At 68.2% G+C, this 14,350-nt stretch carries 12 protein-coding genes; 8 read left to right on the top strand and 4 right to left on the bottom strand.

The window, feature by feature from the left end; all coding sequences use genetic code 11:
• Positions 1-13 precede the first annotated feature (13 nt).
• The 4 genes from CT3_RS16875 (at position 14) to hemW (ending at position 3,955) form a co-directional block, all read left to right on the top strand.
• The gene (locus tag CT3_RS16875) at positions 14-1,030 is read left to right on the top strand and encodes a serine/threonine protein kinase (protein ID WP_066536933.1); all 1,017 of its coding nucleotides are present in this window, start codon (positions 14-16) and stop codon (positions 1,028-1,030) included.
• Positions 1,027-1,830, top strand: a complete 804-nt coding sequence (locus CT3_RS16870; protein ID WP_066536931.1) for a PP2C family protein-serine/threonine phosphatase — start codon at positions 1,027-1,029, stop codon at positions 1,828-1,830. Before CT3_RS16875 ends, CT3_RS16870 begins: the two co-directional genes overlap by 4 nt.
• A gap of 189 nt (positions 1,831-2,019) precedes the next feature.
• Positions 2,020-2,625 (top strand): RdgB/HAM1 family non-canonical purine NTP pyrophosphatase, encoded by a 606-nt coding sequence (rdgB, locus tag CT3_RS16865; RefSeq protein ID WP_066536921.1) that lies wholly within the window; start codon positions 2,020-2,022, stop codon positions 2,623-2,625.
• 67 nt (positions 2,626-2,692) lie between these two features.
• Positions 2,693-3,955 (top strand): radical SAM family heme chaperone HemW, encoded by a 1,263-nt coding sequence (gene hemW / locus CT3_RS16860; RefSeq protein ID WP_066536914.1) that lies wholly within the window; start codon positions 2,693-2,695, stop codon positions 3,953-3,955.
• Positions 3,956-4,117: 162 nt separating this feature from the next.
• On the opposite strand, the gene CT3_RS16855 is transcribed toward hemW, so the two are convergent.
• The 3 genes from CT3_RS16855 to CT3_RS16845 all read right to left on the bottom strand — a co-directional run bounded on the left by CT3_RS16855 (position 4,118) and on the right by CT3_RS16845 (position 6,286).
• Positions 4,118-4,306, bottom strand: a complete 189-nt coding sequence (locus CT3_RS16855) for a CsbD family protein (protein WP_066536912.1) — start codon at positions 4,304-4,306, stop codon at positions 4,118-4,120.
• A 200-nt stretch (positions 4,307-4,506) separates the two neighbouring features.
• The gene (locus CT3_RS16850; protein ID WP_066536909.1) at positions 4,507-4,824 is read right to left on the bottom strand and encodes an I78 family peptidase inhibitor; all 318 of its coding nucleotides are present in this window, start codon (positions 4,822-4,824) and stop codon (positions 4,507-4,509) included.
• 130 nt (positions 4,825-4,954) lie between these two features.
• Complete coding sequence (locus CT3_RS16845) at positions 4,955-6,286, bottom strand: SPOR domain-containing protein (protein ID WP_066536907.1); 1,332 nt, start codon at positions 6,284-6,286, stop codon at positions 4,955-4,957.
• Between the two features lie 457 nt (positions 6,287-6,743).
• On the opposite strand from CT3_RS16845, the gene CT3_RS16840 reads away from it, so the two are divergent.
• The gene (locus CT3_RS16840; protein ID WP_066536905.1) at positions 6,744-8,984 is read left to right on the top strand and encodes a hypothetical protein; all 2,241 of its coding nucleotides are present in this window, start codon (positions 6,744-6,746) and stop codon (positions 8,982-8,984) included.
• 167 nt (positions 8,985-9,151) lie between these two features.
• Here CT3_RS16840 and CT3_RS16835 read toward each other — a convergent pair whose 3' ends face one another.
• Positions 9,152-9,778: a TetR/AcrR family transcriptional regulator gene (locus tag CT3_RS16835; RefSeq protein ID WP_066536904.1), complete on the bottom strand. Its 627-nt coding sequence runs from the start codon at positions 9,776-9,778 to the stop codon at positions 9,152-9,154.
• Between the two features lie 107 nt (positions 9,779-9,885).
• Here CT3_RS16835 and CT3_RS16830 point away from each other — a divergent pair, with 107 nt between their 5' ends.
• Genes CT3_RS16830 through CT3_RS16820 form a run of 3 tightly spaced genes read left to right on the top strand, consistent with a single transcriptional unit; the run spans position 9,886 to position 14,202 of the window.
• Positions 9,886-11,409 (top strand): efflux transporter outer membrane subunit, encoded by a 1,524-nt coding sequence (locus tag CT3_RS16830; protein ID WP_066536903.1) that lies wholly within the window; start codon positions 9,886-9,888, stop codon positions 11,407-11,409.
• Between the two features lie 59 nt (positions 11,410-11,468).
• Positions 11,469-12,644 (top strand): HlyD family secretion protein, encoded by a 1,176-nt coding sequence (locus tag CT3_RS16825; RefSeq protein ID WP_066536902.1) that lies wholly within the window; start codon positions 11,469-11,471, stop codon positions 12,642-12,644.
• Between the two features lie 7 nt (positions 12,645-12,651).
• On the top strand, positions 12,652-14,202 hold the full coding sequence (locus CT3_RS16820; protein ID WP_066536900.1) for a DHA2 family efflux MFS transporter permease subunit: 1,551 nt from the start codon (positions 12,652-12,654) through the stop codon (positions 14,200-14,202).
• Positions 14,203-14,350: the final 148 nt, after the last annotated feature.

The following is a 14,350-nucleotide window of genomic DNA, read 5'->3' as shown; positions in this document are numbered from 1 at the left end:
TTACCAGCACAAAATGTCGACTGCACGGCCCAAACCGGCCCCTCTGCCGCCCGACACCCTCATCGGGGAATACCGCCTGCTTGGCCGCTTGGCGGCCGGGGGCTTTGGGGTCGTCTACCTGGCGGTCGACGCCATGGGTCAGCAAGTGGCGATCAAAGAATACATCCCCGCCGCCCTCAGCACCCGCGCGCCCGGCGCCCTGGTGCCGCAGGTGGAGCCGGAAAACACCGCGCTCTACCGCCTGGGCCTGAAAAGCTTCTTCGAGGAAGGTCGGGCGCTGGCGCAGATCTCCCACCCTTCGGTGGTGAGCGTGCTCAACTTCTTTCGCGAAAACGACACGGTCTACATGGTGATGAACCACCTCAAGGGGGCCACCTTGCAGGACTTTGTCATCACCGCCCGGACCCGCAGGCAGGGCAAGGTGCTGCGCGAATCGACCATCCGCTCGCTGTTCGACGAGGTGCTGCACGGCCTGCGCGCCGTGCACCAGCACCGGATGCTGCACCTCGATATCAAGCCGGCCAACCTCTTCATCACCGACGACGACCGGGCCGTGATGATCGACTTCGGTGCTGCGCGCGAGGCGATCAACAAGGAAGCTCCGTTTGTGCGCCCCATGTACACCCCGGGCTTTGCTGCGCCCGAGATGTACCTGCGGGATGCCCGCCTGGGACCGTGGACTGATCTCTACGGGGTGGGGGCCTGCATCTACGCCTGCATGACCGGACTGCCTCCCAGCGATGTGCTGCAGCGCCAGAAGAAGGACCGCCTGCCCATGGCGCTGGGCCGGCTGCGCGGTATCTATTCCGACAACCTGCTGGATGTGGTGCGCTGGTGCATGGCCATGGACCCGCTGGCCCGGCCGCAGTCGGTGTTTGCGCTGCACAAGGCGCTGAGCCATGGTGCGTGCCGCCGCTACACCCCCTTGTCGATGGCCGAGAAAGTGCGGCTGCAGCTGGAAGCGCTGCTGACCGACCCGCCGCGCCCGGCCACCACCCGTTACCGCCCCACGCAGGCACTGGCGCGATGAAGTTCGCGGTCTTCCAGCTCAGCCGCCAGGGCGGGCGTGCTGTCAACGAAGACCGCATGGGCTATAGCTACACCCGTGAAGCCGGGCTGTTTCTGCTGGCCGATGGCATGGGCGGGCACGCCGATGGCGAGGTGGCGGCGCAGATGGCGCTGCAGTCCATTGCCGCCCGGTTCCAGCGCGAGGCCACGCCCGCGCTGGCCGATGTGAAGGGGTTTCTGGAAGCCTCGCTGCTGTCCGCCCACCACCAGATCCTGCGCTATGCGCGAACGCGCTACCAGTCCGACACCCCCCGCACCACGCTGGTGGCGGCCGTGGTGCAGCAGGGCCAGGTCTGCTGGGTGCATTGCGGCGATTCGCGCCTGTACTGGGTGCGCGCGGGCCGGCTGCTCCAGCGCACGCGCGACCATTCCTTTGCCGAAATGGCCCGCAGCGGGGCCCTGCTGCCCGGCGATGCGGTGCAGAACCGCAACGTGTTGTTCACCTGCCTGGGCGCGACCCAGCGCCCGGTGTTCGATCTGGAGGGGCCGCACCGTCTGCTGCCGGGCGACCGGCTGCTGCTGTGCTCCGACGGTTTGTGGGATGCGCTGCCCGATGCCGCGCTGCTGCACGGCCTGTGCACCGCGCCGCTGGATGCCGCCGTCCCCGCGCTGGTGGATGCCGCACTGCAGGCCGCCGGCGCCCACAGTGACAATGTGACGGCCCTGGCCGTGGAATGGCAGCCGGGCATGGAGCTGCCCGGTGGGGTGGCGGCCCCGGCCGGGAGCTTCGGCCTGCGTGCACCCAAGCTGCCTGGCGGCTAGGGCCTGAATCCATGCAGCCCGTCGCCATGCGCAGGGTTGGGCCCTGGGGCTGCAGACTCCCCGATCGGCCTGCAAGGCCTTGCGGCTTGGGCGACACTCGGCGGCATGGCCGCCCATGCCGGGTGGCTGCGCTATCAAAAACAATAGCTGTTTACGCCCTTTGTGCCTGCGTAAGAGCCCCATCTGACCATGAAAATCGTTCTCGCCTCCAACAATCGCGGCAAGCTGGCCGAGTTGCAATCCATGTTCGCACCCCTGGGTGTGGAGCTGATCTGCCAAGGCGATCTGTTTGAAGGCGAAGCGCCCGAGCCGTTTGGCACCTTTGTCGAAAACGCGCTGTCCAAGGCCCGTTTCGCTGCAGAGAAGACCGGTTTGCCCGCCATTGCCGACGATGCCGGCCTGTGCGTGGACGCCTTCGGCGGCCTGCCGGGGGTGGACACGGCCTACTACTGCACCCAGTTCGGCATGGAAAAAAGCGATGCCAACAATGTCACGGCGCTGCTGAACAACCTGGAAGGCCAGGCCAACCGCCGCGCCGCCATGGTCAGCACTCTGGTGGGTGTGCGTTCGCCCAAGGATCCAGAGCCGCTGATTGCAGTGGGCCGCGTGCGCGTGGAGATCGCCACCGAGCGCCGCGGCAGCAACGGCTTTGGTTTTGACCCGGTGCTGGTCATTCCCGAATTGGGCAAGACCTTCGCCGAAATGGACCCCGCCTTCAAGAATGACCACAGCCACCGTGGCCGCAGCACCCGCGCGATGATGGATCTGTTACGCCACAGCTGGCTGGCCGCATGAGGCACTGCGCCGGCGCCTGCTGGCACGCAGGCCGCAGGCTGGAGCATGGTGCACCGCTGAGAGTTTTATGAATATTCCCATCCATCCCGCTGCATCGCTGGAGACACAGGCCCCGCTGGGCCAGGCTCCCAAGGATGTGCAGCATTACATGCGCGCCGGCACGCTGGGCCTGCCGGCGCTGCCACCGCTGTCGCTGTACATCCACCTGCCCTGGTGCCTCAAGAAATGCCCGTACTGCGACTTCAACTCGCATGAGCACCGCGAAGGCGGCGGCGTGCGGGACATCCCCGAACAGCGCTATATCGATGCGCTGATGGCCGACCTGGAAGCCAGCCTGCCGCTGATCTGGGGCCGCACTGTGCACAGCGTGTTCATTGGCGGCGGCACGCCCAGCCTGTTCAGCCCGGAGTCCATCGACCAGCTGATCAGCGGTCTGCGTGCGCGCCTGCGCATGGAGCCGGACTGTGAAATCACCATGGAGGCCAATCCCGGTACCTTCGAGAAAGACCGCTTCCGGGCCTTTCGCCATGCCGGCATCAGCCGCCTGTCGATCGGGGTGCAGAGCTTCGACGACCGCTTTCTGAGCGCCATCGGCCGTGTGCACAGCGGCGACCAGGCGCGCGCGGCGGTGGAGGAGGCGGCGGGTGCCTTCGAGACCTTCAACCTGGACATCATGTATGCGCTGCCCGGCCAGACCGAGCTGGATCTGGTGCGCGATTTGGAAGCGGCGCTGTCCTTCAAGCCGCCGCACATCTCCATCTACCACCTGACCATCGAGCCCAACACCTACTTCGCCAAGTACCCGCCGCAGGTGCCCGAGGACGATGCCGCCTACGACATGCTGGACCGCATCACCGCCATGACCGGTGCAGCGGGCATGCAGCGCTACGAAATCTCCGCCTATGCGCGCGACGGCCACCAGTGTTTCCACAACACCAACTACTGGCAGTTCGGCGACTACCTGGGGATTGGCGCGGGCGCGCACGGCAAGCTCAGCTTTGCCCACCGCATCGTGCGCCAGGTGAAGATCCGGGACCCGCAGCGCTATATGGACGCCGCGCTGGCCGGCCATGCACTGGCCAGCGACACCGATGTGCGGCGCAAAGACCTGCCGTTCGAATACATGCTCAACGCCCTGCGCCTGCGCAGCGGCTTTGCGGTGCAGGACTATCTGGACCGCACCGGTCTGCCCATCAGCACCATCCGCAGCGCACTCGACGAGGCCGAGCGCAAAGGCCTGATCACCCAGTCCCTCGGCCATGTGACGCCCACCGAGCGCGGGTTCGACTTCCTGAGCGACCTGCAGGAGCTGTTTCTGGCGCCAGAGTGAAGGGCGGGCCGGCGGGCTTCTGGCCTGCGGGGCGGCCTGTGGCGGCGGCCGCCGTGCAGGACGGGGCATGGCGCACCCGCCGCGGCAGTCGACGGCCGCAATAAAAAACCGGCCAGAGGCCGGTGTGGGCGGTAACGGCCGTGCGGCCGGGGCGGTCAGCCCTTACTTGGATGCCTTGCGCGCATCGTCCACGGCTTCTTTCACATCGCCCACTTTCTTCTGGGCGGCGCCTTCCACCTGCTTGGCCAGTCCCTTGGCCTGTTGTCCGGGGCTGTCGATCAGCTCGCCGGCTTTTTGCTGCACCTTGCCTGCAGCTTCCTTCAGCGCACCTTTGACTTGGTCGGTATTCATACGGGGATTCCTCTCGTGAACATGCGGTCAGGTGGCTACGGACGGCTTCCGTGCCTGGGGCTACCTTAGGTCACAGGGAAAAACCCGAGGGCCGGTCTGCGCCGCAGCGGGCCGTGGGGCTGCACCTACGGCTGTAGGTCGGTCGGCTGCGGTAACAGGTGGGTGTGCCTGTCAGACAGGCCTGTGATCGGCTGTGCGCTTCAGCCGCAGCTGGCCGTCGTGAATCGGCCGGTGGCATCCACCAGCAGGTTCAGGCGTTCGGCATTGAATTCCAGCGTGGTGGCCTGACCGGGGCGCAGCACACGGGCCATCAGCGCGCCGGAGCGGCGGCGTGCTTCTTCCACATGCTGCACGGTGTTGGTCTTGCCCACGGCCCACTGGGCGGCCGCAGCGTCACAGCGTTGCAGCGGCTGGGCCGGCGCGCCCGGATTGCCGTGACCAGGGCCACCCGAACCCATGCCTGCACAACCGGTCAGCGCAGCCACCAGCGGAATACCCATCCAAAGCACAGTACGCATAGATCAACCTCTCTCAAAACAATAGCATGCACCATACCAGCAGCCTTTGGTAGGCGGAAGGCTACACATGCAAGTAATTGTCACGAAAGGCGGCCGTGTGTCCACCTCCGCCGGTGCCGGCATGGCGGAATCAGTCGGGCAGGTGGCGGAAGACCTGGGCTTCCAGCTTCATGCCCTGGATCTTGCTGGCTGCGGCCTCGGCCTGGGCGCGGCTGTCGAACGGGCCCACGCGGATGCGGGTGACCTCGCCCTGGCGTGATTCCAGCAACTGGGTGAAGACCGGCTGGCCGGCTTCACGCAAACGGCGGGTCACGCGCTGGGCGTTGTCTGCCTGGGCGTAGAGGCCGCTGTTCAGGTAGTACTTGCGGGGCTGCAACACGGTCTTTCCGGCGGCGGCGTGTTTGCTGTCGGGCTTGTCGGCCTGGTCCGCTTTGTTCGCTTTGTCCACTTTGCCGGGGGCCTTGTCGGTCTTGCTGCCGGCCTTGTCCTTGGTGCGCTCGTTCGGGGTGGCGGGGCTGGCGTGGTCGGCCTTGTCCGTGGAGGGGGTCTTGGCGGAAGCCGGTGCTGCGGGCACCGGCGCCGGCTTGGCGCTCTCGGGCAATGCCGCCGGGGCTGGCGCTGCGGAAGCGGTCACGGCCGCAACGCTGGAGGCCGCCAGGGCCGAGGGGACCACCGCAGCAGCGGGAGCGCCTGGGGCGGCGGCATCAGTCTGACCGGGCTGCTCCAGCGGGGACAGCGGAGCTGCGTTACCGGCCGCAGAGCCGGATGCAGGGGGGCTGTCCGGCGCAGCGGGCGCGGTCTCTGCCGCAGCAGGGGGCGCCGGGGGCGTGTCTGCGGTCGGGGTGGGGGCCAGGGCCGCCAGGGCACGGGCGGTGTCCTGCTGGGTGGGGCCAGTGTGGACGGGGCCCGGCGTGGACAGGGTGCTCAGCCCCCAGACCAGGCCGGCCACCAGGAGGGCGCTGAGTGCATGGCCGGTGGTGGCCCATTGCAGGCGGATGGGGGTGGGGGCCTGGGTTTCCAGCAGGGCCATGGCTTCGCCCAGGGTGCGCGACCGGGTCAGTGCCTGCATGGTGCGCTCGCGCACCGCGCGGTGGTAGAGGGCATTGCCGCCCAGGCCGGGCAGCAGCACGGCCAGCAGCACCAGCAGCAGGGCCAGTGCGAGGGCCGCAGGGCGGGGCAGCAACTGGTTCAGGCCCAGGGTCCACCACAGTGCCACCACCGCCACCAGCACGCCGGCGTACACGGCGGCATGGCGCCACAGACCGCGCAAGGCCATCCAGCCCAGGGTGCAGCAGCCGGCAGCCCAGTTCCAGCTGGGCAGGGGTTTGCCGAGCGCGTCAAAGCGCTCGAACTGTCGCTGATAGTAGGCCGTCTGCAGCGGGCCGATGGCCGCCTGGTAGAGGCGGGGCATCAGCGGGTTGTCGGCTGACAGGACTGGGGGTGCGTGGTGCTCCGAAGACATGCGTCGAATTGTGTCATGCAGGGGCCGCTTCCCACGCATCTCTGGTGCAGCGTGGCATGGCCGCATCGCTTGCGGGGGCGCCACGGTCCGCAAAACCGGGTGGGGCGGCAGCGGACCGACATGGAAAATGCTCGGTGCAAAGCGATACGTTTGCAAACAAATGTTGCGCAGGCCTCATGGCTGGCGCCTGCCGTTCGGCAGGCGGTACGGTGTCCCGCGGACGGTCACTGCGCCGCCAAGCCAGTAGGGGCGCGGGCTGGTGCCCTATGTAGCTGAATTGCTATGTATTGCAGAGCGACGGGGCGTGCTGTGCGGTCAGCCACGGCCCCAAGGCCATTTGCTGCAAGGCAACATGTGGCGCGCCTACACTGGCGCCTTTCGCACGCGGACCGGGCTTTTGCGCGGTGCGCCGTGGCAGGCCAAGAAGCCTGCAGTTTTGTACCGTCAGACCGTTTTCATGCAGCAGCAAGCAACAGGGTACGCATGGCAGTTCTTCCGCGCAGGCGGGGTAGAGCAGGTGGCCATCCGTACCGGACAAGATATCGCGAACATCGCTTCGCTGGACCAGAAACTGTGGGTGGCCTTGGCCTGTCCCACCCGGGGGATCGAATTCGACCCCGCCACCCTGGACTTGATCGACAAGGACCACGACGGCCGCATCCGCGCGCCCGAACTGATCGAAGCCTGCCAGTGGGCCGTGGCCCAGGTGCGCCACCCCGATGTGCTGACCAGCGGCAGCGACGTGCTGCAGCTGAGCAACCTGGACACCGAGGGCGCATCCGGCGCCGCGCTGCACGCCGAGGCCTTGCGCATCCTGCGCCTGCTGGGGCGCGAAGGCGCCTCCACGGTGACTCTGGCCGATGTGCGGGAGCGCCTGACCATGCTCAACGCCCTGGCCTTCAACGGCGACGGGCTGCTGAACCCGGTCAAGCTGCCCGAGAACGATGCCCGCAAGGCCCTGGTGCAGCGCATCATGGATCTGTATGGCAGCGCCGTGGGGGTGGATGGTGAGCCCGGCATGGGCCGGGCCCAGCTGGATGCCTTTTTTGCCGATGTGCGTGCCATCCATGCCTGGCACGCCCAGGCCGGGCAGCACCACTGCGTGCTGGCATCGCAGGCGCAGGCGGTGGCCGCCGCACAGGCACTGACGGCCATCCAGGCCAAGGTGGAAGACTTCTTCGCCCGCTGCCAGCTGGCCGCCTTCGACGCCCGGGCGCTGGCGCCGCTCAGCCCCAGCGTGGAAGGCTATGCCCTGCTGGGGGCGCAGCAGCTGTCGCTGGCGTCCCAGGCCATTGCCGATCTGCCGCTGGCACCCATCAGCGCCGACTGTGTGCTGCCGCTGGCAGAGGGTGTGAATCCCGCCTGGGCCGACGCGCTGCACGCGTTGCGCACCCACGCGGTGGCGCCGGTGCTGGGCGGTGATGTGCAGGTGCTGACGGCGTCGCAGTGGGCCGCGCTGAAGACCCAGCTGGCACCATGCCAGGCCTGGCTGGCAGCGTTTCCAGCCTCCCCGCTGGGCGCCATGGACGCTGCAGAAGCCCAGGCCTTGCTGGACAGTGGTGAAGAAGCTGCGCTGCAAGCCCTGATTGCCCACGATACCGAAGAGAAAAGCCATGGCGAACAGGCCACTGCACTGGAAAAGCTGATCCGCCTGCAGCGCGACCTGCTGCGCCTGCTGAACAACTTTGTCTCGTTCGCCGACTTCTACAACCGCGGTGAAGCGGCCGCCTTCCAGGCCGGCACGCTGTTCCTGGACGGCCGCAGCTGCGACCTGACGGTGGACGTGGCCGACCCTGGCGCCCATGCCATGCTGGCCGGGCTGGCCAAGGTCTATCTGGCCTACTGCGAATGCCGCCGGGGCACGGACAAGCGCCACATCGTGGCCGCGTTCACCGCCGGGGATGTGGACTATCTGATGGTGGGCCGCAACGGCGTGTTCTATGACCGTACGGGCCAGGACTGGGATGCCACCATCACCAAGATCATCGAGAACCCCACTAGCATCGGCCAGGCCTTCTTCTCGCCGTACAAGAAGTTTCTGCGCGTGGTCGAAGAGCAGGTCGCCAAGCGCGCTGCCGCCAAGCAGGAGACCGTGACGTCGGGGATGGACAGCACGGCGGGCAAGCTGGTGGACATGGCCAAGCCGGCAACTGCTGCTGCGCCGCAGGCTGCCGCGCGCAAGACCGATGTTGGCACGGTGGCGGCCATCGGCGTGGCGCTGGGCTCCATCAGCGCCGTCATGGTGGGCATCTTCGGCAAGTTCATCGAACTGGGCCCGTGGATTCCCGTGGCGCTGCTGGGCATCATCCTGGCGATTTCCGGCCCCAGCATGCTGATTGCCTGGCTCAAGCTGCGCCAGCGCAGCCTGGGACCGATCCTGGACGCCAGCGGCTGGGCCATCAACGGCCGCATGAACATCAACCTGCGCCTGGGGGGCATGCTGTCGCAGACCGCCAAGCGCCCGGCTTCCGCCACGCTGCGCATGGGAGACCCCTATGCTGACGGCCACAAGGGCCGCTGGGCCACCGGCGGCGCGCTGGCGGTGGTCCTGCTGCTGGCACTGTGCTGGCGCATGCAGTGGCTGGATGCGGTGCTGCCGACCGACTGGCAGCATGGCGCTCCGGCGGCGATCGCCCAGGGGTCTGTGGCGAATGCCGCGGATGCAACGAGCGCGGGAGATACGGTCCGCGACCACTGACCACACCCGCTCGTCCCGCGCCCCCGCAACGTGACCCAGCCCCTTCGTGCACAGCGAAGGGGCTTTTTTGTGGCCGCATGGGCCGGGGCGTGCTGCGCCAGACCTGCGCTGGGTAATCCGGCCGCGTGGGGTGCCCGGGGCGCGATCTTCAGTGGGGAAAAGAGGGACTAGCGCTGCGCGCCTGCCGGGGCTGCCGGGGCGTAGAGGTGCAGAAAGGCCTCGACCCCCCGGTCGGCACAGGCATCCAGCTCGGCGGGGGCGGGCAGCGGCAGGTGCTGGAACAGGAAGCGCTCCAGCAGCTCGGCCTCCAGCAAGGCCAGCAGATGGCGTGTGGCCAGCTCGGCCGGGGCGCTGCGCAATGCGCCGCGGTCCATGGCCTGCTGCAGAAAGCCGCTGATCAGGGCATGGCCCCGGCGCGGGCCCTGGTCGTAGCAGCGGGCCCCTACCTGGGAGCGCTCGCCCTCGGCCACCAGCAGGCGGCGCACGGCCGTGACCTCAGGGGCATAAAGCAAGGCCAGAAAGCGCCGGCCAAAGGTGCGCAAGGCGGCCGGCAGGTCCTGGCTGTCGGCCTGCAGGGCCAGCATGGTGTTCTGAAAGTCGGCCTCCGAGGCCTGGAACATCACTTCCACAAACAGCGCTTCCTTGGACGGGAAGTAGTTGTAGATGGTGGCTTTGGAGCCGCCCAGCCGGGCGCAGATCTCGGACATGGAGGTGCGCTCGAAGCCCAGTTCGCCAAAGGTGGCTGCAGCCACATCCAGGATGGCTTGCCGCTTTTCTTCCGTTTTCGTCCGCATGTGCGCGCAATGTCCTCGGGTTGGTGTGTTGTCTTTCAGTGTAGCGCTTGGATGGGAGGCGGTTCAGAAACTATACTGTACCGTACAGTTCATTAATAAAGTATTCCATGAGAACATGCAAAGCTTGTGCGCCTGGGGCAGCCCGTCCCGTGCGCACCGCCTGGCTGGCACTGGGCCTGCCGGTGCTGCTGACCGCCTGCGCCCATCTGCCCGACTGGCAGGGCAAGGCGGTGCTGCAACAGCCCGTCCCGCAGACGCTGCAGGCGGCGGCCGGTGCCCCGCAGGTGGCCTGGCCGCAAGACCGGTGGTGGCTGCGTTACGGCGACAGCCAGCTGGACAGCCTGATCGCCGAAGCACTGGAGCACGCACCCGACATGGCCGCCGCAGCTGCCCGCGTGCGCCAGGCCCAGGCGCTGCTGGGCGTGAGCGAGGCGGCCACGGCGCCACAGCTGTCGGCCAACGCCAGTGCCAGCGGCGACAAGTTCAGCTACCACTACCTGACCCCTTCTTCCATGGTGCCGCGCGGTCTGAACGATGTCGGTCGCGCCACGCTGGACCTGGGCTGGTCGCTGGACCTGTGGGGCCGACACCGTGCCGCCGTGGCCGCCGCCTCTGGCGAGCTGCAGGCGCGCCAGGCCGATGCGGCCCAGGCCCGTCTGGTGCTGGCCAGCAGCGTGGCGGCGGCCTACGCCGATCTGGTGCGCCTCACGGTGACCGAGCAGACCCTGGCGCAATCGCTGCAGGTGCGCACCACCACGGCCCGGCTGTTTGCCGAACGTTTTGCCCATGGACTGGAAAACCAGGGTGGCGTGCACAGCGCCAACGCTCGGCAGGCGGCAGCCCGGGCCGAATGGCTGCAGGCCCAGGAGCAGCTGGCGCTGCAGCGCCACCGCATTGCCGCGTTGATGGGGGCCGCGCCCGACCGGGGGGCCGCCATCACCATCCCGGCTTCCACCTTGCAGCAGCCCTGGCAGCAGCAATGGGCCTTGCCGGACCAGTTGCCGGCCAGCTTGCTGGGCCGCCGCCCCGATGTGGTGGCGGCACGCCTGCAAGCCCAGTCCCTGGAGTCGCGCGTGGCCGCCAAGCAGGCCGAGTTCTACCCGGACGTGAACCTGAGCGCCTTCATCGGGGTGCAGTCCCTGGGCCTGGACATGCTGACCAAGGGTGGCTCCAGCGTGGCCAGCGTGGGCCCGGCCATCAGCCTGCCGCTTTTCAACGGCGGCCGTCTGCGCTCCGAGCTGGGCGCTGCGCGTGCCCAGTACGACGAGGCGGTGGCCCTGTACCGGAACACGCTCAACCACGCGCTGCAGGAAGTGGCGGACAACGCCGTGAGCCAGCGGGCGCTGCAGCAGCAGCTGCAGGCCATGGAGCAGGCTGTGCACGCCGCCACCGAAGCCCACCGCGTGGCCCGCAACCGCTACGAAGGAGGGTTGGCCACGCACCTGGATGTGCTGTCGGCCGAAGACCAGTTGCTGGCCAGCGTGCGCCAGCTGGTGGATGTGCAGGCCCGTGCGCTGTCGCTGGACATTGCGCTGCACCGTGCGCTGGGCGGTGGCTGGCAGGAAGCCCCGTCGCCACAGACCGCCCAATCCTCTGCGGCCCGGGTCACCCCCCGCATTCCCCCGGCGTGATGTGCGCCTGCGGCACCCGAATTCCCTGAATTTCCCAAATTGATTCTGCGAGAGCTTTTATGACTGACAACGCTTCTTCCGTGAGCGCCAATCCCGTGGTGCGCGAGCAGCGCCGCAACAAACTGCTGGCCGGTCTGGCCGGTGCGGTGGTGGTCGCCAGCGTGGCGGGCGGTGGCTACTGGTGGCTGCATGCCTCCCACTTCGTCTCCACCGACAATGCCTATGCGGCGGTGGAGGTGGCCCAGGTCACTCCGTCCGTGGGCGGTACCGTGCTGGAGGTGCTGGTGAAGGACACCCAGGCCGTGAAGCAGGGGGAGGTGCTGGTGCGCATCGACCCCACGGATGCCCGGCTGGCGCTGGCCCAGGCCGAAGCCGAGCTGGCACGCGCCGTGCGCCGCGTCAAAGGCTATGTGGCCAACGACGGTGGCCTGAAGGCGCAGGTGGCCGCCCGCGAGGCGGACCAGAAGAGCGCCGCCGCCCAGCTGACGGCGGCCCAGGCCGATATGGCCCGCGCCACCATCGACCTGCAGCGCCGTGAAGCCCTGGCCCACAGCGGCTCGGTCTCGGGCGACGAGCTGACCAATGCCCAGAACGCCTTTGCCGCTGCCAAGGCCCGTCTGGCATCGGCCCAGGCGGCGCAAGCCCAGGCCGAAGCCAACCGCGAAGCCGCCGTGGGCGCCAAGCAGGTGAACGCCACGCTGATCGAAGGCACGACCGCCGAGACCAACCCCGAAGTGCTGCTGGCGCTGGCCCGCCGCGACCAGGCCCAGGTGGACCTGGACCGCACCACGGTGCGGGCGCCGGTGACCGGTGTGGTGGCCAAGCGCAGCGTGCAGCTGGGCCAGCGCGTGGCGGCGGGGGCGCCGCTGATGTCGGTGGTGCCGGTGCAGCAGATGTATGTGGATGCCAACTTCAAGGAAGGCCAGCTGGGCAAGGTGCGCGTGGGCCAGAGCGTGGAGTTGCAGGCCGACCTGTACGGCAGCCAGGTGGTCTACCACGGCACCGTGGCCGGCTTGAGCGGGGGCTCGGGGGCGGCGTTTGCCGCCATTCCGGCCCAGAACGCCACCGGCAACTGGATCAAGGTGGTGCAGCGCCTGCCCGTGCGCGTGCAGCTGGACCCGACCGAGCTGGCCGCCCACCCGCTGCGTGTGGGCCTGTCCATGAACGTGACGGTAGACACCCGCAGCGGCGGTGAGCCGGCAGCCCGCGTGGCGTCCACCACGGCCGCGCAGTGAGCTGCCGATGGCTGAAGCAAACTTTGCGCCGCTGACCATCGGCGGCAAGCCGCTCACCGGCGGCATGCTGTGGCTGGCGGCCCTGGTGCTGGCCGCTGCCAACTTTGTGGCCGTGCTGGACATGACGATCGCCAACGTCTCGGTGCCCAGCATTGCCGGCAACCTGGGCGCCACCACCAGCCAGGGCACCTGGGTGATCACCAGCTACGCCGTGGCCGAGGCCATCAGCGTGCCCCTGACCGGCTGGCTGGCGGCGCGCTTTGGCGCGGTGCGCGTGTTCTCCGTGGCCATGGGTCTGTTCGGTGTGGCGTCGCTGCTGTGCGGGCTGGCCAATTCGCTGGGCTTTCTGGTGTTTGCGCGCATCCTGCAAGGCTTTGCCGGCGGCCCGCTGATGCCGCTGTCGCAGACGCTGCTGCTGCGCATCTTTCCGCCGCGCATGGCGCCGGCCGCCATCGGCCTGTGGTCCATGACCACGCTGATTGCGCCGGTGCTGGGGCCGATTGTGGGCGGCTGGATCTGTGACAACTACAGCTGGCACTGGATCTTTCTGATCAACATCCCCGTGGCCATCGGCTGTGCGTTTGCGGCCTGGAACCTGCTCAGGCGCTACGAGCTGGCGCTGCGCCGCAACCCCATCGATACCGTGGGCCTGGGCCTGCTGATCGTCTGGGTGGGCGCATTGCAGCTGATGCTGGACGAAGGCAAGAACCTGGACTGGTTCGCCTCGCCCACCATCGTGGTGCTGGCTGTGGTGGCCGCTGTGGGCTTTGCGGCCTTTCTGATCTGGGAGCTGCATGAAGAGCATCCCATCGTGGACCTGCGCGTGTTCCGCCACCGGGGCTTCACCATGAGCGTGCTGACCATCAGCCTGACGTTTGCGGCCTTCTTTGCCGCGAATGTGCTGACCCCGCTGTGGCTGCAGAGCTTCATGGGCTACACGGCGACCGATTCGGGCATGGTCACGGCGTGGACCGGCCTGTTTGCGCTGTGTGTGGCGCCCATGGCGGCCGGCCTGTCGGCCAAGGTGGACCCGCGCCGGCTGATCTTTGCCGGCGTGCTGTGGCTGGGTCTGATGACCTTCTGGCGCACGGTGGCCACCACCGACATGGGCTACTGGGACATCGCACTGCCGCTGATGTTCATGGGCTTCGGGCTGCCGTTCTTCTTCATCCCCACCACCGGGCTGGCGCTGGCCAGCGTGGAGCCCCAGGAGATGGACAACGCCGCCGGGCTGATGAACTTTCTGCGCACGCTCTCGGGCGCCGCTGCGGTGTCGCTGGTGAACACCGCCTGGGAAGATGGCACGACGCGCCAGCACGCCGAGCTGGTCGGGCTGACCGACCGCAGCGGCGAGGTGCTGCAGGGGCTCAGGGCCTCGGGCATGTCGCCGGATGCGGCCCTGTCCGCGCTGGACCAGCTGCTGACCAGCCAGAGCGTGATGCTGGCCACCAACCAGATCATGTTCACCATCGCCATCTGCTTTGTGGTGGGAGCCTGTGTGATCTGGTTGGCCCCCAAGCCCACGCGGGTGGTGGAGCCAGGGGCTGGAGGGCATTGAGCGGCCCCGCCCGTGCACGACCCGTGTCCCTACGAGCCTGCAGCCGCGGGCCAGGGGGCACGGGGGTGGATTTCCGTGGAACGGACAGCGCCCAGGCGTGGCCAGGGATCCGGGGCCGGAATGTGCCCAGTTGGCGCCTGGTCGACGC

Source organism: Comamonas terrigena NBRC 13299, assembly GCF_006740045.1.
Classification (GTDB): Bacteria; Pseudomonadota; Gammaproteobacteria; order Burkholderiales; family Burkholderiaceae_C; genus Comamonas; species Comamonas terrigena.
The sequence above is the reverse complement of the archived record's forward strand: the minus strand, read 5'-3'. Positions and strand labels throughout refer to the sequence as shown.